The following is a 25,472-nucleotide window of genomic DNA, read 5'->3' as shown; positions in this document are numbered from 1 at the left end:
ATGAAAGCTTCATCAGCCGAATTGGATCATCTGTTCCATCCCATCGAACGCAGCCACCAAGCAGAGCATCAGCTCGCAACTCGCAGCGTTCCATTGTGGCAGGACAGATTGCGCAAGCTATCGCGCAACAAACTCGCCGTACTCGGACTCGTGCTGCTGCTGGTCATTATTTTCCTCGCCGCTATTGGTCCATCGCTCGTTCCCTATTCTTCGAGCGCTCAATCGTTAACAGCTACGAACCTCCCTCCCTCCGGAGAACATTGGTTCGGAACAGATGATTTGGGACGCGATGTGTGGGCGCGAACTTGGGCAGGAGCACGCATCTCGCTTACGATCGGATTCGCAGCAGCGGCAATTGATCTTGTCGTCGGCATTGTAGTAGGTGGCATTTCAGGATATATGGCAGGTCACGGCAGGCTCGGTGATCGCGTTGATAATGTGTTGATGCGCATTGTTGAAATTTTATACAGCATCCCTTACTTGCTCGTGATCATTTTGCTTCTTGTCGTTATGAAGCCAGGAATTTTCACCATGATTATCGCCCTATCTATAACAGGCTGGGTTGGAATGGCGCGTGTTGTACGTGGACAGATTCTACAGCTTAAGCAGCAAGAGTATGTACTTGCAGCGCATAAGCTTGGCACATCTCATGCAGGCATAATCATTAAGCATCTGCTCCCGAATGCTGCGGGCATCATTATCGTCAACTTAACGTTTACGATTCCGGCGGCAATTTTCTCTGAATCATTTCTAAGTTTTCTCGGTCTAGGTGTACAAGCACCTGATGCCAGCTGGGGCACAATGGCCAACGATTCACTTGGCGTCATATTAAGCGGCCAATGGTGGCGACTGTTCTTCCCAGGATTGATGATTTCGCTCACCATGTTCGCATTCAACGCATTTGGAGATGGATTGCAGGATGCCCTAGATCCACGATCACAACAATAAGGAGGTGCACTCATGAAGCATTTGCTCGAAGTTCAACAATTGCATGTTGTATTCCAATCACGAAATAGAGAGCTTCAAGCCGTGCGAGACGTGTCCTTCCATATTGATGAACGGGAAACACTCGCAATCGTCGGCGAGAGCGGCAGCGGTAAAAGCATAACCGCTCGAACCATTATGGGAATGCTCCCTGCTCCACATGCGAAGTTGAAGGGTGGAGACATTCATTTTCAAGGCCAAGACATCACTTCACTCTCTCGCTCTCAAATGAGGAAACTGCGTGGTTCCGAGATCGGTATGGTCTTTCAAGATCCGATGTCCTCCTTGAATCCAACGATGAAGATCGGTACGCAGATTATTGAAGGTTTGCGCCAGCATCAGAAGCTTAGCAGAACCGATGCGCGAGCGAGAACGATACAACTGTTGCAGCTAGTAGGCATTCCAGATCCGGAACGAAGATACGGTCAATACCCGCATGAATTTAGTGGAGGAATGCGGCAGCGGGTATCCATCGCTATTGCACTAGCTTGCAATCCCAAGCTGCTGATAGCGGACGAGCCTACGACCGCACTGGATGTCACGATTCAAGCCCAAATTCTTGACATGCTGACAACGCTGCAAGAACAGATGGGAAGCTCGATTCTGCTCATTACCCATGATCTCGGTGTCGTGGCTGAGGTTGCGCACCGCGTTGCAGTCATGTATGCCGGAATGATTGTGGAAACAGGCACAGTCGAAGATATCTTCGAGCGTCCGAAGCATCCATATACATGGGGCTTGCTTCAGTCCACGCCGAAGCTGGATACCTCCGAGGATGAACGGCTGACACCGATTGAAGGTTCTCCTCCAGAGTTATCCGAACCGATCACTGGCTGTCCCTTCGCGAAGAGATGTCCTTATACCATGCAGGTCTGCCTGCAGCATCTGCCTGACACCCATTCGTTCTCAGATCAGCATAGCGCTCGCTGCTGGCTGAATGACCCTCGAACACCAATCGGTCACGGGACAGGCCCTGCAAGGAGGAATGAACATGTCGAAGCCTATTCTTGAGCTCCATCAACTGCATAAGCATTTTCGGACAGGTTCGAATCACAGCGTGAAATCAGTTGACGGAATCAGCTTATCCATCCTTCCCGGCGAGACGGTTGGCCTTGTTGGTGAGAGCGGCAGCGGCAAGTCAACATTAGGCAGAGTCGCTGTAGGCCTGCTGGAGCCTACATCTGGAAAGGTGGTGTTCAATGGCAAGGAATTGGCTAGGGCACGCGGCCTGGAACGTCGTGAGCTAAATCGGAGCATGCAAATGATCTTTCAAGACCCGCATGCATCACTTAACCCTCGACTGCGTGTTGGCGACATTATTGCCGAAGGAATCGACGCACATCGCTTGGCAAGGGGCAAGGCCCGCAAAGAGCGCATTGCTGAGCTGCTTGAGAAAGTTGGGCTTCACCCGGATCATGCACTTCGCTTCCCGCACGAATTCAGCGGCGGGCAAAGACAGCGTATCGGCATCGCCCGCGCATTGGCCGTGAATCCGCAATTTATCGTCGCTGATGAACCGATCTCTGCACTCGATGTATCGATACAGGCGCAGATTGTAAATCTGATGAAGGATTTGCAAATCGAACAAGGCTTAAGTTATTTATTCATTGCCCATGACCTGGCGATGGTCAAACATATTAGTGATCGAATCGGCGTGATGTATTTAGGAAAAATGATGGAGCTGGCAGATCGAAGCTCATTGTTCTCCAACCCGCTTCATCCATATACGCAGGCCTTATTGTCAGCAATTCCAACAACGAACCCTTCAAATAAGAGGCTTCGTGAACGTATTGTACTGCATGGCGATCCGCCAAGCCCGCTATCTCCGCCTACCGGATGTCCGTTCCATAGCAGATGTCCAGCAGCAACGGAGCTATGCACAAATCAAATGCCGGAAGGCAAGCAAGTGTACAGCAATCACTGGGTTGCCTGCCACTTGTATTAAGAATGATCTATTACATATGAAGATATTATTGGAGGAACGAGCATGAAAAAATGGAACCTAATGTTAGCAATTCTTATCTTAGCCGCAACTGCCTTAACCGGATGCTCTGGAAGCAATAACGGGACAGCGAAGGAATCATCTGCTGCCGGTACAGAATCCAGCGACAAGATTCCGCAAGTGATCACAACGAATCTATCGGGCGGCGAACCGTACACCCTAGATCCAGCTCTCGCTTCAGATACAACATCTTATTTTATTATCGATAACCTATATGAAGGCCTCTACACGTATGACAAAGCCGGCAAAATCGTAGAAGGTGCTGCGAGCAAAGTCGATGTATCTGCTGACGCCAAGACGTATACATTCACGATTCGCAATAATGCGAAGTGGTCGAACGGTGATCCTGTTACAGCACAAGATTTTGAATACTCTTGGAAACGGGTACTGAATCCGAAGACAGCAGCGTACGACCCTTCCTCACTGTACTACATTAAAGGTGCAGAAGAGTACAACACAGGCAAAGGAAGCGCGGATGACGTTGGCGTTAAAGCCAAAGATGATCATACGTTGATCGTTGAATTGAAGGCACCGCTCGGTATCTTCCCGATTATCTCGATGGGACATGCGTATTTGCCGGTTCGTTCTACGGTCGTAGACAAAGACGAGAAATGGGCAGCTGAAGCGAGTACAATCGTAGGCAATGGTCCTTACACTTCGAAGGAATGGAAGCATAACGAAGAGATTACACTTGCAAAGAGCGATCATTACTGGAACAAAGACGCCATTTCGATGGATACCATCCATTTCAAAATGGTGCAAGATGCAACAACCTATTATCAAATGTACAAAACCGGCGACCTTGATTTGATTACGGCACTGCCAATCGATACACTGGATCAAGAGAAAGAAAATAAAGAATACTTGGCTCACCCTACGTTCAGTGTCTATACGTATTCGTTCAATGTAAATGAAAAACCATTCACAAATCCAAAAATTCGCCAAGCATTCGCCTATGCAATCGATCGCGAGACGCTGACGAAGAATGTAACCAAGGCAGGCGAACAACCTGCATACGGCTATGTGCCATACGGCATCAAGAACCCGTCCGGCAACGACTTCCGTGATGATGCAGCTAAGTATTACGAGTTCAATCCTCAAAAAGCAAAAGAATTGCTCGCTGCGGGCTTGAAGGAAGAAGGGTTGTCTACTCTTCCGCCTGTTACATTCAAACTGAATTCTGCTGATAAGCACAAAAAAGTGGCTGAAGCGTTGCAAGCGATGTTCAAAGAAAACCTTGGCGTAGAAGTTAAGCTCGAAACACAAGAATGGAAAACGTATATTGATACGTTCAAGCAGAAGAACTTCCAAGTTGCACGTATGGGATGGGAAGGAATCTTCCTTGATCCGCTTGGCGTACTTGTTCACTATCAATCTACAAACTCGAACAATTTCACAAATTGGAACAATAAACAGTATGATGACCTGATTGCAAAATCTACGTACGAGTTGGATCCTAACAAACGGGTTGAAATCCTCCAGCAAGCTGAAAAAGTATTGATGGAAGACTTGCCAATCATGCCGATCTTGTTCTCCGTGGATACAGCACTTGTAAGTCCAAAAGTAACAGGCATCGTGTTCGATGTTCGTTCTAACCCTGATCTGCGCTTCGCAAAGCGTGTTGAGCAATAATCATGTTGGCACGATACGCGGTATCATCGATTATCGTCATGGCCATCGTGTACATCATTAGTGCTCCCCCATTCGGGCTTATGAGTGATCGAATTGATGTAGGCAGTGTGAACAGATGCTTTCTGTATGGACTGATTCTAATGATTATTGGTGCACTTGCTTATGTTATGCGTACTGGATTTTTGAATCCAATTGTACGTGGAGCTTCTTCACTAGGCTCCATGTTCACAGCGACATCGAATGCACTGCGCGAGGAAGACAGACGTCTTCAAGCCGATACTTCACTTCAGCAATGGAAGTTGACAGTTAGCCGCAAACTGAGCGCATATGCGCTTGGCTGTGGCAGCGGCATGTTAATCAGTTCGATTATCCTACAAATTCAATATTTCTAACTATGCGTTGCTATCAGGCTATCCCCTATTCTCAATAGGAGATAGCCTGTGCTTTACTACTCATAAGCATTGGATGATTCCCGTCTGTACGGCTGATGCGATACGATTCTCTTAATCCTACTATTTTTCTAGTGATTACGCATAATAATGTGATATCCGTTATATTCATGCAGAAAATGCAAGCTTTTAGTCAAAAAATAGCTCTAATGGGGCTTGCAAATTAGCGTCCTGCACTATAAAGTGTTTATGCATCCTATATATGGGAATCACACGAATATTAAGGAGGATTGGTTAATGATCGATTTTTTACGGAAAAATGTGTGGGCAGCAGCACTATTGTTGGCCCTCCGGCTTTATGTAGGCTACACCTGGGTTTCAGCCGGATTGCACAAAATGACTGGTGGAGGCTTTGATGCAAGCGGATTTTTGAAAGGTGCTCTAGCAAAGGCTTCTGGCGAGAATCCTATTGTTCAGGGTTGGTGGGCGTCATTCCTCGAACATGTCGCAATCCCGAATGCCCAACTATTCAGCCTCATGGTTCAATGGGGAGAACTTCTTGTCGGTATCGGCCTGATCGTAGGCGGGTTAACGAGAACTGCAGCATTTTTCGGCATTGTAATGAATATGTCATTTCTACTAAGTGGTTCTATCAGCGCCAATCCTATCATGATTATCCTTACGTTGTTCATTCTCGTCGCCTATACCAATGCAGGCCGCTTCGGAGTGGACCAACTGTTGTTCCGCAGACTGAAATTGACTCGCAGCCATTCACCTCAAAGCAGCACTTCAACCTCAGTAACCTCGTGAGTAACACAACTGCTCATCAAAACGCTCACAATGGTAAACAACATAGCTCGATCACTATTGTTCTTTTTTAGTCCTGCAAGTTATAGCGTATTTATTTTATTGACTATACAATTACAATTGTCAGCGTGACTCCCCAACCGCCTTTATTTAATCGCTTTAAATACACTCGATGTTGTCATCGTATCCAGCATTTCTTATTTACCTATACCTCATCAAAACATAAGCTTCCAATCAGTCTCCATCAATAAGGTATATAAGATTCACTCTGTTCTCGCATATCTCCCATTATATTTTGGCTCATCCTGTCATTGAGCTGCGAGAGAATACTTCGTGTAAGTGAATTCTTAGCGGCTCTATGGCAGCAATCTCATGATCGCAGTACAATATAAATATAGATGTCTAGATGGACAATCAATGCCATGGGAGAGGATACTTTGATTGCAAATTCTATTGCCAGACTCGAAGCTGCCTTGAATACGCTGCCTGAACAGTTTCAAGCGCTGCAAGAGGAAGTCTATCAACCGCGTACTCTCTCTCTCAACCAAGCCTTGATATTCGCTGCAAGCTCCCTGACGGACAAATCGTGACCTTGGAATGGTTAATTCAAGACTACGTGGCGCATATGGGGCATCACCTGCATCAAATTTTCAGCAATCGTGACATCTTGTATTCCAGTTCATAAATCAAAATGAAAAAAAGGACGGTTAACATACCGTCCTCTTTTTAGATTATAACGTTGTGAGCACCACATCACTTGGTACCTACCCGCTTAGCCAGCTCAGTCAGATCATGCCCTTTCAACGCTCCTTCAACCAATTCTGGCAGCAAGCTTGGTGTACAAGCGAAACATGGTGTTCCATCCCGCGCTAGAATCTTAGCAAGATTCTCATCATAGAAGGGCTGGCCTTGATCAGATAGCGCGAGCAGGCACATTGTCCTTACCCCTGCCTCCCTTAGCTCCTTCATCCGGCGGATGAGCGCTCCACGATTGCCGCCTTCATACAAGTCGGACACAATGATGAACAATGTCTTCTTCGGCTCCGATATGTACTGCTCACAATACGCCACAGATTTGTTAATATCCGTTCCACCGCCCAATTGAATCCCGAACAGCATGTCAACCGGATCATTAGCACACTGTTCTGTCAGATCAACCACTTCGGTATCGAATACGACAACCCGTGTATCCAACGATGGTATTGATGCAAATATTGACCCGATTACAGACGCCCAAATTACGGAGTCCGCCATCGATCCGCTCTGGTCGATATCTACGATGACCGTCCATTCTTTATTGCGCTGCGCGCGGTCGAAGAAATAGAACCGCTCCGGAATGATCTGCTTCCGCTCCATGTCATAATGCTTCAGGTTACGCGAAATGGTTCTCTTCCAATCGATACCGCTTACAGACGGAAGCGGAGAATGCTGTCTTCGATTCAGCGCCCCCGTAACCGCTCGGCGTATGTCACTTTCAAGCAGCTTCACGAGTTCATCCACAACCGCCTGTACAAGCATGCGAGCCGTATCCTTCGTCTTCTCAGGGATTTTCCCCTTCAATGACAGCAATGTGCCCACTAATTGAATATCTGGCTTTACTTGCGCCAGAACCTCCGGCTCGAACAGCAGCTGCTTCCATCCTTTTCGCTCCATCGCATCATGCTGAATAATCGATACGACATCTTCAGGGAAGAAGGAACGTACATCTCCAAGCCATTTTGATAAGCGCGGTGCCGATTGGCCAAGTCCTGCTCCCTTCCTGCCAGCGGAAGAACTGGATTCGGCCTGCGAATCACTCGTCTCGTCATAGATAGCCGCCAATGCTTGATCCATGATCTGTTCTTCTTCCGACAGATCGGTACAGCCATTCACGGAATAGCTGGATAGCTGCGCTTCAGCTGGCTGGCCGAGGATTAGCCGCCAACGTGTAAGTGCTTGTGATTCAGCGAATTTGCTCATGTTATATGTCCCCAAAATCAAAATCATTCAATTCGTCAATCATGCTCGCTTCTTCCTCCTTCAACTCACCCATAAGCAGCTCTTCGGCCTGTTCGGGTTGGACGCCCCACAATTCCCCAAGCAGCTCGGCAATCATCGCCTTCTCTCTCGGATCGAATGTGCTGAATGCTCGCCGCAGGAAGACGAGTGCTCTTACAAACTCATTATCATCCAGAGATAGAATATATTCATTCAACTGCTCCCAGAGCGTCATGCGTGACAACAACGCATATCGATTGCGCATTGATAATCCTTCGAACCACCCCGCACCCAGCTCTGCTGGGATACCTGGGGACAAGCGGCGTGACACCTCCTCTGCACATTGCTGTGCAGAGATGACGTTGCGTTCCATCAATATGGCACAGGCAAATCCGCACAACCGTGGATTCCGATCATCCCGCTCTGCCAAGTGTTGCAATTCTTGCAGCCATAGCGCTTCATCAACCCGTTCGCTATGATCGAGTGATATGCTGTTCAACTCGTTCATCGCGATGATCATGGCATTGGCAGCCTCATCATTGCAGCTGCTAGCATCGAGCAGGAACAGACAAGCGCGGAAGAACAGCTGCTCCAGCAGTGGCAGCAATGGCGTCATATCCATACGTCTTATATCGCCGTAACGGATAATCGTAGACAGGTCTCTTGCCGCCGCTGCAATCTGAACGACATCCCGACTATCCACTGCCAGCCGCTGCAGCGCTTGACGAGCGGCTTCCATCTGCGTCAGCATGCCGCACTCGCAGGCGACGCGGATTAGCTTGGATGCCTCGTTAATCGTTACGCAGCTATCCAGCCTCTGCTGAAGCTTGTAGGCAGCAGCCACCTCAACTGTCTCTCCCAGCAACGTGGATTCGACAACTTCAATCTCCACTTCCGGCGTCCATTGAAGTACCCAATGCTCGGCCCAGGTTGCTTGCTCTTGTGGGCTCGGCTTCTGCTTCGCAAGCGATATACCAAGCAGAGTCAGCCGATGGAATAGAAATGAGCGATTCAAGTCAAGAAATGCAGACTCTTCCGAACTGACACGACGATTCTCGCGCAGATCAAGCGCGAGATCGGTCGCCACGGCCGTCTTGTACTTCTCCAGCTTCAGCTTGCGCAGCCAACGGTTCAGGTCATCCTGAATCGGTGTCTGGCTAACGCCATCAGCAAGCGATCCAATTGCAGTTCCGATATCAACTCGCACTAATGCTTCTGCGATAACGGACAGTTCACCGCGACCGAGCAATGTAAGTGCCGCGTCACGTAAATCCAGCAAGGTCGGCGCACTCCCTCCGTGTAAGGAGGCAAGCGATTGCGCCAGACGTACGGCCTCAATTACCTCTGCTGTAGAGCGATGCGTCCCTGATTTGCGCAGTGAACGAGCAACTGCGGATAAATAATGCATCGGCAGATCAGCAAGCGTGCCGTCCAGCATATGCTCCCACATCATCTGGAAGTAGCCAGGCGCATGATTACCCGCTCCATAACCTGAGCGTGAGGACAATCGATAATAGGAATAAGGCATCAGGGTAAGTTTCGAGCTCCGCTTCGGCAGCTGCGCCACTTCTTCATCCGTCATCGCTGCCGTTAGATCCACCAGTGCAGAAGCATGATACGCACCGCATATAACGACGATTTTTTCAGGAGCATGGCCTGCGTTTATCGTGTCTTGGATGTTCCGCCGCATATATGCTTCTCTGATCGCGTTGTAGGCATATTCCGTGCGATCGGTCAGTCGTTCTGTCTCTTCTGTTAACAGCCGCATCTCAGCGGAAAAAGCCAATATGGAATCACGATAGGCACCCGGGTTCAAGTTGTGCTCGTAGTTTCGTTCCCAATACGTATCATAGTCAGGCTCCCCTGCCAGCTCGGCAATTCGGCCGTAAATCGAGCGCTGTTCCCCTTCCTGTATCCGTTGTTCAGATGATTCAGTCTCCATGCTGTCACTTTCCTCATCAGCAGAATCTGCGCGATGCCGTGTTTCCTGCAAAGCAAGCGTGACAGAGGATGGAAGATCGATAAATGCAGCTTGTGCGCCATGTTGCTCTGCCCATCTCATGGCTTGCAGCTCTGGCGAATAAGCGGAAAATGGCCACATGACCGTCCGCACGGGCAAGTCATCCGTAAAGGCCAAAATGGCGATAGGCGGCTTCGTTACTTCGTTCGTCAAATGACAGATGACCGGCGTCGCATCCGAGGGGCCTTCGATAAGCACAGCTGTAGGCTGTATCCGCTCCAGTTCATCCAACATATGCTTCGCGCCGCCCGGCGATAAGTGCCGAACCCCGAATATGTTCACGGCAGAAGCCGCAACCACGCTCATCACTCGTTCAGCTCCTTACAAGCCGTGTATAGTCCGCGCCATTCCGCGCCGCGCTTTTTCATCACGTTGTCGAGATATTCCTTCCAGACGAGTTTATCCTTGACATCATCCTTCACGATGGCTCCCTGTAGACCAGCCGCCAAGTCCTCATCGCTCAGTTCTCCGCTTCCGAAGCTTGCTGCAAGCGCCATGCTGTTCGTGAGCAGGGATATCGCTTCTGCCGTCGATATGACACCCGCCGGAGACTTCACCTTCTCCTTTCTGTCAACCGTCATGCCGCTGCGCAGCTCACGGAATATGGTTACAACCTTGTGAAGCGCCTCATCAGAAGGAGCAGCTGTCTGCAAATCATAAGCGGAAGCGATCTCCTGAACGCGCTTCTTCACGATCTCAACCTCGGTATTCATATCTGATGGCGTTGGCAGCACAATAATATTGAATCGGCGCTTCAGGGCAGCCGACATCTCATTGACTCCGCGATCTCTTGTATTTGCTGTCGCAATGATGGAGAAACCCTTGCGCGCATTTACTTCCTTGCCGAGCTCAGGCACAGATATTGTCTTCTCCGAAAGTATCGAGATAAGTGCATCCTGCACCTCAGAGGCGCAGCGAGATATTTCCTCAAATCTAGCGATCCCACCAGCCTCCATCGCCCGCATAATTGGGCTCTGAACAAGCGCTTCCGGCGTAGGTCCGTTCGCAAGGAGCATCGCGTAATTCCACGAGTACCGTACATGTTCTTCGCTCGTTCCAGCAGTTCCTTGTACGACAAGACCGGAATTACCGTAAATAGCGGCAGTCAAATTCTCGGAAAGCCATGACTTGGCTGTACCCGGTTCCCCGATCAGAAGGAGTGCTCGGTCTGTCACAAGTGTTGCAATCGCCATTTCAACTAATCGTCTGTTGCCGATATATTTGGGTGTAATTGTCGTCTTTCCTGCCTTGCCTCCCGTGATGAACGTGAGCACCGCTTGCGGAGACATTTGCCATCCTGTTGGAATCTTTCCTTTGTCCGCCTTGCGTAGTGCCGCAATCTCATCCTCATACAAGCGCTCGGCTGAGAGTCGCATGATATCCTGCATTTGCTGTTGGCTCGTTGCCATCTCATCATCTCCCCTGACGTTTAAGCTCGTTGCACGCACCTGTCTTATAACTCTGACAATGCGCCCACAATTCTTCAATTTCCGTGTTAGAAGGAATCAGCGCTATACCGATTCTGACGCAACCACTGCTTGCTTCTTCTCCATCTGTTCCACGACATAGCGCAGTTGTTCGCCAGCCGTATACTTGTATATAGGAAGAACCTCTGACAAGCGAGCGTGATACGAAGCTGGCAGCTCATATATGCGTTCATACACATTTCCATCAAATGTGTAACAATTCGAATTTTTTTTGTTCTCGATAGCCCCCACTAAAGCTTCCCACATTACTTCTTCAGGCACGTCAGATCGTTTCAATCCAGACAAAATCAAGCCAGCGTACGTATTGCGGAATTCAGGATGCTGCTCCAACTTCCTCAACATAAACTTGGCGCTTATTTCGTGTCCCGGCCGTGCAAAAGCACATACGAGCTCAAGCTCATTCTGCTCAATGAACCAATCCAGCCAGCGCTCATCCCATGCAGCAAGAATAAGCGGAAGTGGTTGAATGACAATCGTGTATAGTGACATCATTCCGTTGGAATAGCTCCACTCTGCAGGCACCTCAACATATTCTCTGGACAGTACCAGTGCTTCGATTGTGGAGCACAGTTCCTTCTTCCTTCTCTGCATCTCTTTGTTCGTCTGCATCTTCCACTTGTTCCGCATCGATTCTACATAGTGATCGTACATTGCCTCTGGTGATAACAGATGGAACGAGGCGCGAACAGCATAAGACATGAAGCGTACGTCAAGATCTTCAATTTTTCGCAAATGAGCAAGTGCCTCTTCCGAATTCTCTGTCTCCATATACCAAGCGACAGTGTGGAGCAGCTCCAGCCATTGGAAAGGTCTATATTCTTCATAGCGGCCCACGTAATTCGCATATACGTCGTAGAGTTCTGCGCACCGCTTTTCATGCAATGCACGAACTACATATCGGATCCTCGTCCAAGCCGCCTCCAGCTTCTTCTTATCGTCTGCTAGTTCCAACGCTGCGCTCAAATCGCGATCCAAATCCTGCACCAACTGGGCAGTCAGCTGCGGATGATCACATTCAGCTGCCGCTTCTGAGGCAAGTTCAATATCCTTGCTGGCAAACGCTTCATGCAAGCGTGCCACCGCTCTGTCTGTTCCATAGTTCGCAAGCGTATGATACGCGGATTCTCGAATCGCTTTCTTCTTCTCCTTCGTCCAATCAAGAACCGATTCTTCATATTGGATATAGGCTGACAACAATCGGATTGCTGTCGCTCTCACTTCATCCGAGCCGGACTGGGCCGCTTCATAGATAAACGATGCCACGTCTTCTCCGCCGACGGTACCGATGACGCGAAGCTTTCTTGCTTCCAGCTTGCCGCCATCGATTTGGAATGTCTTCATCAGATGTGGTACGACTTGCGATCCGTAGGAAGGAAGAATCTTATCCGTAGTTAGATCAGCAATTTCCGTATACGGGTCTCCAAGGGCTGCAATCGCGTACTGCAACAAGCGAAGATCCGCGAACATACCGTCCTCGAATGCCTGTAAGATCACTTCATAGCGTCCTCCGCCTGTTGTCGTTAGTGCTTCTTGCACCGCCGCCAGCTTGCGGTAGGACAGCTTCGTAGACAGATTGCTCGGATAGCTCTCCATGTCAGTCAACTGCCCTGCCGGAGCCGAGCTTCCCTGCGTATATAAGACGGAATGAAGGAGCATTCCAATGTCCTGCAGCGTCTCCGCTGAAGACTGCTCCTTGCCCGCAGGAGGCTCAATTAATGATGCAATTCCTTCTGCCAGCCGCTTGAAAATGGGGGCCCGCTCACCTAGCTGCTGGAACTGTGGAAGTAGTCGTTTTAGACGGAAGTCGCCGACTGCCAAATCACTGCCTGCAATATACAGTCGCCGTACTTCTTGATGAAGCTCTTGCAACAATGCTGTACTCATGGCCAATCCTCCTTAATACATGAGACGGATCATTTCCGCATCCTTCATTATTGTTAATGGCTGTGCAAGCAATCGTCCGCTTGCAAGTCGGTGCTCGAACATGACCAGCATCGAAGCATCCTTCGTCCAATCAGCAGGGAGCAGCGGGAGCAGAGACACTGTGGAATGATGAGAAGCGCACACATCATCCAGCACGATCTGCTGGCCCGCTTCATCCAACAATACATATTCATTCTGATCTGTCTGCTTTATGTCTGACACATGAAGGAGCATCACTGGATTTTTATCGCCGAGCGGATTTTTCAGCTGATTTTTCACTTTCTTTAGTACGTCAGCATACGAACGCTGTGCATGTGCGGACAAGCATTCCACATCTTCCGCTCCTACTACTCTAGTAATCAATTCATCCCAGCGTACTCTGCGATTCATCTCTCCCGGATATCGATAGAGCGTCTTCACTTGTGCAACATCGAAGAAGCTATCATCTGCACGCATTTGCTTAGCCGCCTTATACGGACGATACTGCATCGTGCGATGAATATCACCAGTTTCTCTCTCCATCCAATAGCCCTGATCGACATATTCTTGTCGAGCTTGATCATCGTAGCTGAGGAAGGAGAGTTGAATAAGCTCCACATTCTCGCTCATCAATCCGCATTCTTTCAATTCGTTAAGCTGCCATGCATGACCCAGCCACTCTTCTACGGTGCTCTCGTGATCCAATGCCAGTTCCGGATCATCCAGCTTCGCAGTCAGATGGCTCCGCCCCTTCTTAATGAAGGCATGTAGGAGAGTCAACTGCTCCATTACATTGGTATAGATGGTCTCTCGATCTTCATCACTCGATAAATATAAGGCCAATCTCCGGAGTTCATTCTGCGCCCCAGGCAAATAGTGATTCCCTAGCTGCTTGGCATGATCCTGAATCATCTTAATCGTCTTCGTATCAATCGTACCGATGCCCCCGCGCACGAGCGACAGCACCAGCTTCTCTAACGTCTCCAGTCCGTCCAGCTGTGCTTGAACTTTCTTCTTCAGAGCGGACTTGTTTACTTTCTTCGGCTTCGGCTCGGCTCCATCCGCTGCTTGCTGCTGCTTCTTTTCTTCGCGTTTCTCTGCCTTCTCCCGTTTGGAGATGATATCCTCAGGCACAGGCGCTGTTGCGAATTCCCCTCCGCCTACATAAGCATATAGCAGCCCAAGCGCATGCTTGCATGGCAGCTGCCTGCTTGGACAGGAACAGCGCAGAATTGGCTTCTCAGGCTGGATGAAGTCTGCCGAGCATTGATAATTCGATTTGCCGCTGCCTGAGCATTCCCCAAATAAGAGTGAACCGTCCTCTGAGCGGTTCAACTGTACGAAGCTCCGCTTTTTCACGAGCCCCTGTCCATTCTTGATGGCTGAGGCGTTCGGGGCAAGTGAATCTACGTATGACTCTGTAATTTCGATCATGTTGATTCCTCCTATCTGTCCAATGTCAACTATCCTTTTTATGTACTCGATTCCTATTCATACAACCACTTGCCAAAGTAATGCTCAACCGCATGATCGGAATACCCATCCACTCCACGCCAGTTTACAACAGCGAAGAAGTCGTTTTTCCCACCCCTGCCTGGCCTGTTCTCCGAACCAGCTCGCAGCACACCCGCATAAGACAAAATTTCCATCATCACATCGCGTTCCTGTTTATTGGATGGCAGCACATTGCTTAAGTTCTTCTCCAATTGACGCGCAGCATCGCTAGGCTGGCAGCTTTTTATCGCGGTCAGCATATGTTGGAGAATGGTCACGTCCTCTTCCGTAACGTCAACTGTCCCTTCTGCTAGGAGCTGTTCCAGATCTAATAGACAATATAGGATATGGTTAAGACGAACGCCTCCCCATTTCATCCGCTCGAAATTCAGAACATTGATATCTTCATTCGTATAGGATTCAAGAACGGCAATCCCGCTCTTGTCACATTCATAGCAATCCCCATACATCGCGTACGTGCTGCTCGTGCATCTACCGATATTGCTCTCAAATGGATGGGGTAGCAAACCATGTGTTAGTGCCCAACTGGAGAGCGCACTTCGCAGATGCACCTTACGCGTAGACAAGCTATGCAGGAAGGCTTGTGCCACCATCTCCTTCGTAATCAATTTATGCAATTCTACGATGCGCAGCACACATTCATCGTGACTCATCGTCACGGGATCGAACATCAGACCTTTGTCCTTAGCGTACTCGAAATCCTCCCCAGCGAACGTTATCGTACGAGTATCTTTCCATCCCGCACTGCTCCAGAACGTTTTCATCAGTATCTGCTTCGCCTTCTTGTCCACTCCGTCCTCCTTCAAATTCGCCACATTCGTGTCATTTTGATGAAAGTTACGAACATACGTTTCCTTTGATTATGAAAAAAAACGCCGAAAGCAGTGCTTCGACGAATCTTTCCTTCATAATAACGAATTTATAAGCTATCAGTACAGGTCACTTAGTCCCATTCCTATCAATTCTTCTCTGCATATTTATAGGAATATAGTACCACTTGATATATTTAGGACTACTTATTGATTGTTATCGCGAGTACATTCTCAGCCATTATGCCCCTCTCCGATAGCTTACCTCCCCTAGTGGAAATAAACAGTTATAGTACGTGTTGACCTGCGATTTCGCCAGTATATAAAACATGAAAAATCCCCTCCAACATTACTTGGAGAGGGTTCATAAGTAAAATTCATTCGTTCCTACTCTATCGGTTCATGCAACCATGAGCTCATAATATCGTCTGTCCTCGAGCTTTATCCCAAGCAGATTTGAAAGCTGCAATGCTTGAAAATCGTTGTTCTCTATCCAGCTGAACGGCTTGCAGAGCGACCTCATACAGCGCTTGTCCTGCTTCCCAGCGTTCCAAAGCGTGATTTCGTTCCCCACCTAACAGTCCAAAAGCAATAGCTCCTAAATTGTACACATTCGTTCGGGAATCGATCAGCGCGCCTAATTCGTATTCCTCTGGCGATTTGGATCGCATCGCTCCCCAGAATTGTTCCCCGATATCATTGACAGCAGGAGATCTCCGATAAAAGTCGATGTCACAAATCTTCGTTCGATTGGTTATGAAATCATATAAGATACTTCCATCATAAAAGTCTACTGCCACATATCCCTGTGCTTCCACATGCTCATGAAATGAAAAAATGACATCCAATGAGTTCAGTCGCTGCTGCATGGGAAGATGCCGATGTCGATAAAATGGAGATCTTGGATCATGATACTTAGCCGGCGGTGGGAATGACCAGTGAGAATGCAGACATTCCCCTTCGAACCACTCAAATACGGCGGCATATCCTCCACCCGGAACCTCAAAAAGCTCCAATAGCTCAATCAAGTTTGGATGCTTCAGTGCCGTATATAACGGAATCGCCGCTTTTAACCGCTCGATGGCAGCTTCCGGCTCGCCCATATACTCCTTCGTTCTAGCACCTGCATATTTAATAAATCGCTTGCGCCCTTCCTGCTCAACGCCAAACGCAATATTCCCAGAATCCTGCTCGTCGAATACGCAGAATACGTGTCCATACTTGTGAATCCAATCGAAAGAATGAGCTTCCTTGAGCTCAAATGATACATTTCCTAGCTGAATCGTTACAGAAGTGAATGAATGTGCTGTCACGATGCTTCCCCTCTCATCCTATCGGGGCTGCCGCAGTTTCGTGGGCTGCTTATGCGTTGACCCCATCTCGTTGATACACCCAATTCAAATTCGTCATTTTTGCCATAGCACAACGCCTCCTTCACTTTTAACGTTCCACCACCGTATCACATTCATAAACCGCGTACAATAGAAATCCGATTAGGATTGCTTCCTTTCTATCACAACATCGTTGTGCGCTCTCAACGGCCTGTCCTCGAAGAAATCGATAATCATCTCATTGAAAATATCTCTGCGCATTGTGCTCAGCGGATCATAAGCATCTCTGAACAAGGCAAGAGTTGCATGATTAATATGATTATAAATGGTACGAGACCCTTTCCCCTCGTCAATACCAGTCATTATCTTTCCTTCTCCTCCCATGACTAAAACTGGTGACTGAATGCGGTACAGTTCATTCGTATGCGCCGGGAAAGGAGCCGTCTTCATAGCAAGGAGCATCTTCTTATCGATTGAGAAAGAATTGCGTAAAATTCGCTGTGTATATGGATCATCCTTATAAAACTTCATCATGAGATTCACGATCGTACGGTAAGGAAGCAGGCTGAAAATAAAATTGGAAATGGACAGCACCCAGCCTGCTGCAACCGTCGGCATTTCACTATAGCTGTTCGATATGACTAGCTTATCTATATATTGTGGATACCGGATTGCAAGCAGGGTCGCCAATTGTCCGCCCTGCGAGACACCGATGACATGTACTTTGTTCAGCCCAAGCTCATCCAAGAAACACTTCAAATCTTCAACAATCACGTAATGATCATATTTGCCCTCTGGAAATTCCTTAGTAGAATCGCCATGCCCCCTATAATCCGGCATTATCATGCTGTACCGTTCGGAGAAGGCTTCGAATTGCGGCTCCCACATTCGCCATGATGATCCACTGCCATGTAGGAATAAGACAGGCGAACCCTTCCCCTTACTCTCATAATGCATGAGCATCCCATTCACAGCTACCTTCGGCATGATGTTGTCTCCCCCTAGTTATGACTGTCTTTATGTTGACGTTGTTCTTGCCACTGAACTAGAATTTGCTTCATTTGATGGACGACAAAATCAAAAAACTCGATGCTTTCATCCATTTTCATTTTTGCTTGTTCATCCGATGCGATGGACTTCGCCCGTCTCACATAATCCCCCATCATTCCCCCTTGCGCAATGCTCGTATGCAAAATCGACGTCCAAGCATCCGGATGCAGTTCATAGTAATCCCGTTTGCTTCCAGGGATACCTACTTTGCGAAACAAGGATACTTGAACCCCTTGACGAACAGATAAGGATGCTGTGCCTTTACTAATCTGCAAGTCCAGCACCATCTGATCAAGCGAACGCGGTTCTCCTGCTAGCAGCAGATAGCCCCATATTTTCCCGAGTGAGCGCGCACCCCCTGATGATTCGATATACGTTCCGAAATCCTCGATCAAGGACTGCTGAGCATCGTTCAACGTGAAATTCCCCATGACAACACCCTCTAATGTTTAATTGATTTAATATATATTAAACACAGAAAATAAAAAAATTCAATCTTCTTTTTCTTTTTTCGACGTAACAATCATGAGTGAAGAAAATATCTGGTATAATTCATAAAAATAAAGGTGAAACAGTCCATTGCGCGATAAGAACTCAAATTAGATAAATATAAATTAGATAAATAGACTGATTGGGGTGAATGTTATGAAATCCGAACTGCGAGCGATTGATTATTCGCTTCCCAACAAACGCAGTACGGGGTATACCATTTTATTGATTCTATCATTGTTTCTCGTATCTACAAATTTGCGAGCCGCGATTACGTCCATTTCCCCGCTGCTGGAAGACATTCAGAGAGATTTGGGAATGAACGGGATATCGGTCAGCCTGCTAACGTCCATACCACTGTTCTGCATGGGAATATTCGCTCCTATGGCGGCCAGCTTGAGCGATCGATTGGGAATGGAAAGAGCGATCACCGTGTGCATCGGACTAATCGGCATCGCGACGGCCGCTCGCTTCTTCGCCGTCACCTCCTTCCTGCTCTTGCTTACCGCATTGCTTGCCGGTATCGGGATTGCGGTTGCCGGTCCGCTGATCTCTGGTTTCATCAAGCATCATTTCCCTGCTCACGCCTCATCGATAGTCGGCGTCTATTTAACCGGCATGGGCATCGGCGCTTCGATCAGCACCGCCTACGCGATACCGATTGAGCGTGCCGCACACGGATCATGGAGCACGGCGCTTGGCATCTGGTCCATTTTCGCGGTTATCGGGATACTTGCGTGGTGGCCGATTATTCGAAAGCATGCGTCACCTAACCATCACGACGCATCGTCTCGCAAGCAATCGAGCAAGCTTCCGTGGAATAATAAGCAAGCATGGCTGTTCCTCATTATTTTTGGACTGCAATCCGGCATCTACTACACCGCTGCTACCTGGCTTGCCCCCCGTGCTCAGGAGATTGGGATGGATGCGGCAACTGCAGGGACGCTAGTAACAGTATATTCGATCATGCAGATGATCGCAGGCTTGGTGACGCCGCTTATGTTGAATCGTACCACTTCTCGCAAGTCATGGCTGTTAGCCTTTTCCATATGCAGTCTGGCAGGGTGCAGCGCGCTTTCTTATTTTCCTGCCGAGGTGAATCCATTTCTGTCGGCAGCAGTGATGGGGATTGGAGCGGGCGGCCTGTTCTCGATTGCGTTAATCCTGCCTCTCGATGTAACAAGCACTTCGCGCGACGCAAGTCTATGGACGGCCATGATTCAGTTCGGCGGATATTTGATAGGCGGATTACTCCCCTTGGTTTCCGGAGTCTTTTACGACATCGGCGGAAGCTATCAAGCCTCCTTTCTCATTCTAATCTTCACCAGTCTGATTCTTATCGCGGTATCCGTATTCTACCGCGGCAAGCGGTACACGCATTATTCGCAACAATAAGACGGTTGCTCTTCCATCGAGAGGAGCAACCGTCTTATTGTTGATTATCGCACCCTCACCTGCATTATTCTTCCTTGTCCACATCAATATCCTTCACTTCTTCAGGCAGTTCCTTCGAAGCACCAGGTACATCACGTTGCTTGTAGCGAATCTCTTCCGATGAGTAAACACCAATATGTACGCTTCCCCCGTTGGCAAAGGCTCGGATCAATATCGGTTGATTGTAAAGATTATGGAAGGTAAAGTCGGGTCCATTCCAGCTTACCGTTGCATCACGACCAGGCGGCACATAGGTTACATTCCTAGAGTGAGAGTAGCGCTTCACAATATGTAGCCCTGCGCGGTCGACAGCGTTGAACAGGGTGGATGATATCTGACATATGCCGCCCCCTATTCCTTCTGACAATTCCCCCTTCACGATGATAGGCGCACGCACATACCCTCTCTCTTGCGTGCGCTGCCCAACAACTTCATTAAAGGAGAACGTCTCTCCTGGAAATAGGACGTGATTGTTAATCGCCTCTGCAGCAAGCTTTATATTCATAGAACGGTTTTTATTGTTCGTATTATAGAAGGTTGTGTAATGACCAATTTCCTTCTCACGAATATGCGATAGGAGTTCACTGTCTACTTTTGGATAGACAATCTGCATCGGCACCTCTATCCTCATCGAACCGCTGTTGACGATGTATTTATAAAACTGCTCGATAAATGATTCTCGATCCAGCCTCATCCCATTTTTCTCGGGAATAATCCCACCATAACCATTCAATGCTGCATTAATCGGAGCAATGGCTACTTGGCGATCTATCGCTTTCATCAGCTTATCTAATTGTTGCTCGTTCACAATAGCAGCACCAGGAAGTAAATAATCCGCACGGTGAGCAGATGCAATTTGTTGGCCATGATGTCCAATCATGATTGGTTCCGATACGGTTGGCCGTTGGAGCAGCAAAAGCACTAACCAGAGAAGTTGCAGATACATGTTGTTCTCCTTTTGACAAATCCTCATCCTTGAGGCACATCTGAACCCATTCCGCTTGCATGAAATAATTGCCGCTATCTTATCCTTTTCTTACTCCAAACGATATATACATGCTCTACCAGTTCGCGCTGAGTTTTGCATTTTATGACTGTTATTTTCATGACCTTGGTCGCTTTATTGTTCATGTTTCATGAAAATGATATGATATACATACGTAAAGTTAGTACTAACCTATAGACAGAGAGGATTTGTTGCATGGCTAGAGTTCATAAGAAAATGTCCGTTCTAGACATCTTGAAGAGATTCATCTTCATCACGTCTGGTGCAATTCTAATGGGGGTAGCGTTGGAATTATTCCTCGTACCTAACAGTGTGATTGATGGTGGGATAACCGGTATTTCGATCGTGGTATCCAAGCTAACGGGCCTGCCGCTAGGTCTGTTCATCTTCCTTATTAACCTTCCGTTTCTAATTATCGGATACAAACAAATCGGAAAAACATTTGCATTTTCCACCTTATACGGAATCATAGTCATGTCCGGAACGACATTTATGCTGCATTCAGCAGAAGCATTTACAAATGAGAAAATATTGGCAGTTCTGTTCGGTGGCTTTATTCTCGGTCTCGGTGTTGGTCTCGTTCTTCGCTTTGGCGGATCACTAGATGGTACTGAAATCGTAGCCATTCTCGTGTCCAAGAAGACTCGGGTGCCAGTTGGTCAAATTATTCTCATTATCAACGTATTCATCTTTATCATAGCTGGATTCGCATTCGGCTGGGATTCAGCCATGTACTCCATCTTTACTTTCTATATTGCTTCGAAGGTGATGGATATCGTCGTTGAGGGCTTGAATGAGTCGAAGTCGGTAACCATCATATCGCAGGAATATGAGGAAGTCTCAGAAGCAATTCAGAGCCGCTTGGGTCGAAGCACGACCTTCATCTACGGCAGAGGCGGTTACAGCAAGGAAGATACCCAAATTATCTATTGTGTCGTTACCCGTCTGGAGCTAGCGAAGCTGAAGTCTGTTGTCCAAGAGATTGACAGCAAGGCGTTCATCGCGATCGAAAGTGTATCGGATGTACTCGGCGGCAACTTCCAGAAGAACGATATCCACTAATCACAAATCCCCTGCATGTCTCAGCAGCCTCGCTGACGTATGCAGGGGATTCTCTATTTAACATCTCTAATTAGCTTGTGTAGGCACGGTACATAGCATCCAGCAACGTATGCGTATGGTCGCAGCTATATTCCCAGAACATAACGCCAGCAATTCCCTGCTCCCTCACATACTTGCACTTGTGCGTTAAGGATTCTGGATCGTCATACGTAATAAAGCTATGTCCGTCGTACAAGTATGGAGATTTCGCTTCCTCATCCCAATGACGAACGAATCCATTCTTATCGATATATTCCGCAACCAGCTTCGTATAATCAGGTCCATACCCTCCCGATCCAGGCGCCATTTGCAAGTAGCCATTATTCGTATTCGGCACATCCTTCCACATTCTTGAATAGAAGGCAGCACCGATGACAATCTTCTCTCTAGGCACTCCTGCAGCAGCGAATAACCGTACAGATGCATCTATGCTAATGCGGAACAAGTCGCCAGTCGATGTGTACAAGTTCGTGTGATGCCCCGTCAAGGTTTGGAAGCCGCCGCGCATATCGTATGTCATGAGCTGAATGAAGTCCAAATACGAATGGATCACATCCATTTCCGTACCATCGATATAGTATTGGTCTGCCCCTGCTGCAATCGTCAGCAGATAGTGTCTTCCGTCTGCGTGCCCCTGGGCGTCAAGCACCTCGCGCAGTTCCTTGAGAAGCAAGGTGAAGTTCTGCTTATCATTCGGGCTGGACGCTATTCCTGCTTCCGAATAGCACGGGTACTCCCAGTCAAGGTCGATGCCATCGAATGGTGCTGTCTCTAAGACTCGCACTGCAGACTCTGCGAACAGCCGTCTTCCTTCTGCTGTCGACGCAGCCTCAGAGAACCCGCCTGCACTCCATCCGCCCACCGACAGTAGAATGAGCAGCTCAGGGTTGTAAGACTTCAATACTTGCAATTGAGACAAATTCTGCAAATGATCAATCGTAATGCGGTCGTTCTTCACATGACCAAATGCCACGTTCAAATGAGTTAGTTTCTTCGCATCTTCTGCTGTAACATTCGGTAGTACAGGATCACCTGCATAACCCGCTAAAATCAGCTTGTTGCTGCTCATGCTGTCGTCTTCCTCTCTACGTTGTGTTCTCTATGATTGCAACTCCCTAGTTGTGTGTAACCACGGCACCGGAACCGCCGTACATATCCAGTTCGCCTTCCAGTTCAATCTTCAATACCGTTACATTCTCATGCGCATCTTCCGGCGTCATATGTATCCATGTTGTACCCGGAATATTGAACCACGGCACGCCACCTTGAATTTCATAAGTTAATTCCTTGCCAGAATGAAGCACCGTAATCTTTTTAATTTTATTCGAGAGACCTTTTAAGCAAACGCTTTCTTTCGGATCATCATATACGAACAAATATAACGTCTGACGATCCTTGGACACGGTACTGCCGCCCAAGTAATAACGAGTATGAATGCCTTCATCCGTCTCATAAATAGCCTCTTCATGCGTCCGAATCCAGTTGCCCAGACCAATGAGTGTCTCTTCCTGACGCTGCGGAATTGTCCCGTCCTCCATTGGCCCTACATCCAACAGCATATTCCCGCCCATCGTAATGCAGTCACAGAACATTCGGATAATTTGATTCAATGTTTTATAATAATCATCATCGTGTTGGTAGCCCCAAGAGCTATTAATGGTTGTGCAGAACTCCCATGGCCCTACTGGTCTTGTAATTGGCAAGCCCTGTTCCGGAGTCTTGTAGTCCCCATGCCCTTGAAGCCTGGAGTTAATGATAAGCTCAGGGTTGAACGACAGCAGGTAATCCTTGAACGCTGGCAAATTCCACTGTTCTGCGCTGCGCTCCCAGTCCCCGTCGAACCACAGCAGATCCACCTTGCCGTAGTCAGTAAGCAATTCACGCAATTGATTGTTATTGAATTCGAGGAAGCGCTGCCATGCCTCTTCATCCTGTACACCATCCGTCGGACTGCAGAAGCGGTTCACCTTGCTCAAATCCTCAGGCACCTTCCCGCCTTCGTACACACTTGCATAATCTGGATGTGACCAGTCTATCAAGGAATAGTACATACCAAGCTTAATACCGCGATCTGTAAGCGCCTTGGCATACTCTTTGATAAGATCACGCTTGGCAGGCGTCTTCTTCACAACGTTCAAGTCACTGTACTTCGTATCCCACAATGCAACGCCATCATGATGCTTCGTTGTCAGAACTGCATATTTCGCGCCAGACTTCTCGAAGAGGTCTGCCCACTTGTCTGCATCGAACTTGCTTGCCGTAAATCCATCGAGCTGCTTCATGTAGTCTTCATACGACACTCTTCCATTATAGAAAGACCAGGATTCTGAAATCCCATCGACCGCATAAATGCCATAATGAATGAAAATCCCAAGCTTCGCTTTCTCAAACCACGGTTGTACCATTGTTGTGCCCTCCCATATTCTAGTTGTACAATTCGTATTATCGCACATTTTGGCAGAAAAGTGTTAGCGAAAACATTCCGCGCCACACCTAACTTTTTCACAGTTAGATGTGGCGCGGAATCCAAGTGGCAGACACGCCATATTTGGTTGTTGAAGCCTGGTTATTTCGTAATATCAATAAAGCCTTCTCCGAACACATCCCTAACATCATGAATCGTAATAAATGCATCCTTATCTGTTGCTCGGACGATTTTCTTCAAGGTTGATACTTCCTGCTTACTAATAACAATGTACAGTACTTGCTTCCGATCCTTTGTATAATAACCATGTCCTTCCAGTACCGTCACTCCACGATCCATGACGACATTCACTTGCTCCGCGATCCGATCATGCTCCACGGAAATAATCGTAACCGCCTTCTTCGGATTCAATCCTTCGATAATGAAATCCATCACCTTCGTCCCTACATACAGCATCGCAATAGTTAGCATCAAGCCTTGCGGTCCAATGATGAAGAACGACGCGAATGCCACAATGAGGTCGAAGAACAATAATGCGTAACTTACATTCCAATCCAAATACTTGTTCATAATGCGAGCCAAAATCGTCGAGCCTGCTGTTGTGCCCCCGACTCGGATGATAAGACCGATCCCGACACCTGCGAAAATACCGCCAAAAATCGCATTGATCATGAGCTCATTGGATGCAATCCGCCAGCTCTCCGTCAAATGCAGGAATAATGAGTTGAACACAACTGCAATGATGGTATAGATCGTCGTTTTCTTATCCAAGAATTTGTAGCCAACGACAAGCAATACCGCATTTAAGATCAAGTTCATCAACCCTGGTGACCATTCGAACAGATAGTAGAGAATAATGGTAACCCCTGTTACCCCGCCCTCACCGAAATCATTGGGGATGACAAACAAGTTAACTGCTAATGCAAAAATGAAAGCGCCTGCGATAATGATAGCAATATCCGTAATTCTTTTTTTCATGAAAGCCCGTCCTTTATGTATGAAAATCATCTGTCCGAATTATCTCATCAAACTAAAGCAGTGAAAATTGATTCATGAATATACGGGTGTTCCCCTAGTATGGATATACATGCAGCCGGTACATTAAGTATTCC

The 25,472-nt window shown here is 47.8% G+C and carries 22 protein-coding genes; 9 read left to right on the top strand and 13 right to left on the bottom strand.

Annotated elements, in window-relative coordinates:
• The 7 genes from PBN151_RS17220 (at position 1) to PBN151_RS31370 (ending at position 6,404) form a co-directional block, all read left to right on the top strand.
• A complete protein-coding gene (locus tag PBN151_RS17220) occupies positions 1-948 on the top strand; it encodes an ABC transporter permease (protein ID WP_072729976.1) in 948 nt (315 codons plus the stop codon).
• A gap of 12 nt (positions 949-960) precedes the next feature.
• Entirely contained in the window at positions 961-1,995 is a 1,035-nt protein-coding gene (locus PBN151_RS17215; protein ID WP_072729975.1) for an ABC transporter ATP-binding protein, read from the top strand.
• The gene (locus PBN151_RS17210) at positions 1,976-2,929 is read left to right on the top strand and encodes an ABC transporter ATP-binding protein (protein ID WP_072729974.1); all 954 of its coding nucleotides are present in this window, start codon (positions 1,976-1,978) and stop codon (positions 2,927-2,929) included. Before PBN151_RS17215 ends, PBN151_RS17210 begins: the two co-directional genes overlap by 20 nt.
• A gap of 42 nt (positions 2,930-2,971) precedes the next feature.
• Positions 2,972-4,618, top strand: coding sequence for a peptide ABC transporter substrate-binding protein (locus tag PBN151_RS17205; protein ID WP_072729973.1), 1,647 nt, complete (start codon positions 2,972-2,974; stop codon positions 4,616-4,618).
• Between the two features lie 2 nt (positions 4,619-4,620).
• Positions 4,621-5,010 (top strand): DUF3899 domain-containing protein, encoded by a 390-nt coding sequence (locus tag PBN151_RS17200; RefSeq protein WP_072729972.1) that lies wholly within the window; start codon positions 4,621-4,623, stop codon positions 5,008-5,010.
• A 294-nt stretch (positions 5,011-5,304) separates the two neighbouring features.
• Positions 5,305-5,817 carry a DoxX family protein gene (locus tag PBN151_RS17195; protein ID WP_021260279.1) on the top strand — a complete coding sequence of 171 codons (513 nt, stop codon included), beginning with the start codon at positions 5,305-5,307 and terminating at the stop codon, positions 5,815-5,817.
• 434 nt (positions 5,818-6,251) lie between these two features.
• The gene (locus PBN151_RS31370) at positions 6,252-6,404 is read left to right on the top strand and encodes a hypothetical protein (RefSeq protein ID WP_227774784.1); all 153 of its coding nucleotides are present in this window, start codon (positions 6,252-6,254) and stop codon (positions 6,402-6,404) included.
• Positions 6,405-6,567: 163 nt separating this feature from the next.
• Here PBN151_RS31370 and PBN151_RS17190 read toward each other — a convergent pair whose 3' ends face one another.
• The 9 genes from PBN151_RS17190 to PBN151_RS17150 all read right to left on the bottom strand — a co-directional run bounded on the left by PBN151_RS17190 (position 6,568) and on the right by PBN151_RS17150 (position 18,336).
• Positions 6,568-7,773 (bottom strand): VWA domain-containing protein, encoded by a 1,206-nt coding sequence (locus PBN151_RS17190; RefSeq protein ID WP_072730022.1) that lies wholly within the window; start codon positions 7,771-7,773, stop codon positions 6,568-6,570.
• A 1-nt stretch (position 7,774) separates the two neighbouring features.
• Positions 7,775-10,117 (bottom strand): DUF5682 family protein, encoded by a 2,343-nt coding sequence (locus tag PBN151_RS17185; protein ID WP_072729970.1) that lies wholly within the window; start codon positions 10,115-10,117, stop codon positions 7,775-7,777.
• Positions 10,117-11,220: an AAA family ATPase gene (locus tag PBN151_RS17180; protein WP_036590943.1), complete on the bottom strand. Its 1,104-nt coding sequence runs from the start codon at positions 11,218-11,220 to the stop codon at positions 10,117-10,119. The genes PBN151_RS17185 and PBN151_RS17180 overlap by 1 nt, the downstream gene beginning before the upstream one ends.
• Before the next feature lie 102 nt (positions 11,221-11,322).
• Positions 11,323-13,182 (bottom strand): HEAT repeat domain-containing protein, encoded by a 1,860-nt coding sequence (locus PBN151_RS17175; RefSeq protein ID WP_072729969.1) that lies wholly within the window; start codon positions 13,180-13,182, stop codon positions 11,323-11,325.
• A 12-nt stretch (positions 13,183-13,194) separates the two neighbouring features.
• Complete coding sequence (locus tag PBN151_RS17170) at positions 13,195-14,634, bottom strand: SWIM zinc finger family protein (RefSeq protein WP_072729968.1); 1,440 nt, start codon at positions 14,632-14,634, stop codon at positions 13,195-13,197.
• A 53-nt stretch (positions 14,635-14,687) separates the two neighbouring features.
• On the bottom strand, positions 14,688-15,506 hold the full coding sequence (locus PBN151_RS17165) for a hypothetical protein (protein WP_072729967.1): 819 nt from the start codon (positions 15,504-15,506) through the stop codon (positions 14,688-14,690).
• A 434-nt stretch (positions 15,507-15,940) separates the two neighbouring features.
• Complete coding sequence (locus tag PBN151_RS17160; protein ID WP_072729966.1) at positions 15,941-16,837, bottom strand: serine/threonine-protein kinase; 897 nt, start codon at positions 16,835-16,837, stop codon at positions 15,941-15,943.
• Between the two features lie 180 nt (positions 16,838-17,017).
• Positions 17,018-17,842 (bottom strand): alpha/beta fold hydrolase, encoded by an 825-nt coding sequence (locus tag PBN151_RS17155; RefSeq protein ID WP_072729965.1) that lies wholly within the window; start codon positions 17,840-17,842, stop codon positions 17,018-17,020.
• 14 nt (positions 17,843-17,856) lie between these two features.
• Positions 17,857-18,336 (bottom strand): GbsR/MarR family transcriptional regulator, encoded by a 480-nt coding sequence (locus PBN151_RS17150; protein WP_072729964.1) that lies wholly within the window; start codon positions 18,334-18,336, stop codon positions 17,857-17,859.
• Positions 18,337-18,550: 214 nt separating this feature from the next.
• Between PBN151_RS17150 and PBN151_RS17145 the strand changes: the two genes are divergently transcribed.
• Entirely contained in the window at positions 18,551-19,789 is a 1,239-nt protein-coding gene (locus PBN151_RS17145; RefSeq protein ID WP_072729963.1) for an MFS transporter, read from the top strand.
• A 64-nt stretch (positions 19,790-19,853) separates the two neighbouring features.
• Here PBN151_RS17145 and PBN151_RS17140 read toward each other — a convergent pair whose 3' ends face one another.
• Positions 19,854-20,774 carry a VanW family protein gene (locus PBN151_RS17140; RefSeq protein WP_072729962.1) on the bottom strand — a complete coding sequence of 307 codons (921 nt, stop codon included), beginning with the start codon at positions 20,772-20,774 and terminating at the stop codon, positions 19,854-19,856.
• A 255-nt stretch (positions 20,775-21,029) separates the two neighbouring features.
• Between PBN151_RS17140 and PBN151_RS17135 the strand changes: the two genes are divergently transcribed.
• On the top strand, positions 21,030-21,896 hold the full coding sequence (locus tag PBN151_RS17135; protein ID WP_072729961.1) for a YitT family protein: 867 nt from the start codon (positions 21,030-21,032) through the stop codon (positions 21,894-21,896).
• 70 nt (positions 21,897-21,966) lie between these two features.
• On the opposite strand, the gene PBN151_RS17130 is transcribed toward PBN151_RS17135, so the two are convergent.
• From PBN151_RS17130 to PBN151_RS17120, 3 genes are all read right to left on the bottom strand, one after another.
• A complete protein-coding gene (locus tag PBN151_RS17130) occupies positions 21,967-23,004 on the bottom strand; it encodes a glycoside hydrolase family 18 protein (RefSeq protein WP_072729960.1) in 1,038 nt (345 codons plus the stop codon).
• Positions 23,005-23,050: 46 nt separating this feature from the next.
• Entirely contained in the window at positions 23,051-24,340 is a 1,290-nt protein-coding gene (locus tag PBN151_RS17125) for an alpha-L-fucosidase (protein WP_072729959.1), read from the bottom strand.
• Positions 24,341-24,501: 161 nt separating this feature from the next.
• On the bottom strand, positions 24,502-25,338 hold the full coding sequence (locus PBN151_RS17120) for a YitT family protein (protein ID WP_065291164.1): 837 nt from the start codon (positions 25,336-25,338) through the stop codon (positions 24,502-24,504).
• Positions 25,339-25,472: the final 134 nt, after the last annotated feature.

Origin of the sequence: Paenibacillus sp. NAIST15-1, from assembly GCF_001894745.1 — a bacterium.
GTDB lineage: Bacteria > Bacillota > Bacilli > Paenibacillales > Paenibacillaceae > Paenibacillus_B > Paenibacillus_B suaedae.
Note: the sequence above shows the minus strand (reverse complement) of the source record. Positions and strands in the feature narration are given on the sequence as shown.

Bases quoted from the DNA above. Each gene is read 5' to 3' on its own strand.
- PBN151_RS17220 (WP_072729976.1), top strand. From the start codon at position 1: ATGAAAGCTTCATCAGCCGAATTGGATCATCTGTTCCATCCCATCGAA.
- PBN151_RS17215 (WP_072729975.1), top strand. From the start codon at position 961: ATGAAGCATTTGCTCGAAGTTCAACAATTGCATGTTGTATTCCAATCA.
- PBN151_RS17210 (WP_072729974.1), top strand. From the start codon at position 1,976: ATGTCGAAGCCTATTCTTGAGCTCCATCAACTGCATAAGCATTTTCGG.
- PBN151_RS17205 (WP_072729973.1), top strand. From the start codon at position 2,972: ATGAAAAAATGGAACCTAATGTTAGCAATTCTTATCTTAGCCGCAACT.
- PBN151_RS17200 (WP_072729972.1), top strand. From the start codon at position 4,621: ATGTTGGCACGATACGCGGTATCATCGATTATCGTCATGGCCATCGTG.
- PBN151_RS17195 (WP_021260279.1), top strand. From the start codon at position 5,305: ATGATCGATTTTTTACGGAAAAATGTGTGGGCAGCAGCACTATTGTTG.
- PBN151_RS17190 (WP_072730022.1), bottom strand. From the start codon at position 7,773: ATGAGCAAATTCGCTGAATCACAAGCACTTACACGTTGGCGGCTAATC.
- PBN151_RS17185 (WP_072729970.1), bottom strand. From the start codon at position 10,117: ATGAGCGTGGTTGCGGCTTCTGCCGTGAACATATTCGGGGTTCGGCAC.
- PBN151_RS17180 (WP_036590943.1), bottom strand. From the start codon at position 11,220: ATGGCAACGAGCCAACAGCAAATGCAGGATATCATGCGACTCTCAGCC.
- PBN151_RS17175 (WP_072729969.1), bottom strand. From the start codon at position 13,182: ATGAGTACAGCATTGTTGCAAGAGCTTCATCAAGAAGTACGGCGACTG.
- PBN151_RS17170 (WP_072729968.1), bottom strand. From the start codon at position 14,634: ATGATCGAAATTACAGAGTCATACGTAGATTCACTTGCCCCGAACGCC.
- PBN151_RS17155 (WP_072729965.1), bottom strand. From the start codon at position 17,842: ATGCCGAAGGTAGCTGTGAATGGGATGCTCATGCATTATGAGAGTAAG.
- PBN151_RS17150 (WP_072729964.1), bottom strand. From the start codon at position 18,336: ATGGGGAATTTCACGTTGAACGATGCTCAGCAGTCCTTGATCGAGGAT.
- PBN151_RS17145 (WP_072729963.1), top strand. From the start codon at position 18,551: ATGAAATCCGAACTGCGAGCGATTGATTATTCGCTTCCCAACAAACGC.
- PBN151_RS17140 (WP_072729962.1), bottom strand. From the start codon at position 20,774: ATGTATCTGCAACTTCTCTGGTTAGTGCTTTTGCTGCTCCAACGGCCA.
- PBN151_RS17135 (WP_072729961.1), top strand. From the start codon at position 21,030: ATGGCTAGAGTTCATAAGAAAATGTCCGTTCTAGACATCTTGAAGAGA.
- PBN151_RS17130 (WP_072729960.1), bottom strand. From the start codon at position 23,004: ATGAGCAGCAACAAGCTGATTTTAGCGGGTTATGCAGGTGATCCTGTA.
- PBN151_RS17125 (WP_072729959.1), bottom strand. From the start codon at position 24,340: ATGGTACAACCGTGGTTTGAGAAAGCGAAGCTTGGGATTTTCATTCAT.
- PBN151_RS17120 (WP_065291164.1), bottom strand. From the start codon at position 25,338: ATGAAAAAAAGAATTACGGATATTGCTATCATTATCGCAGGCGCTTTC.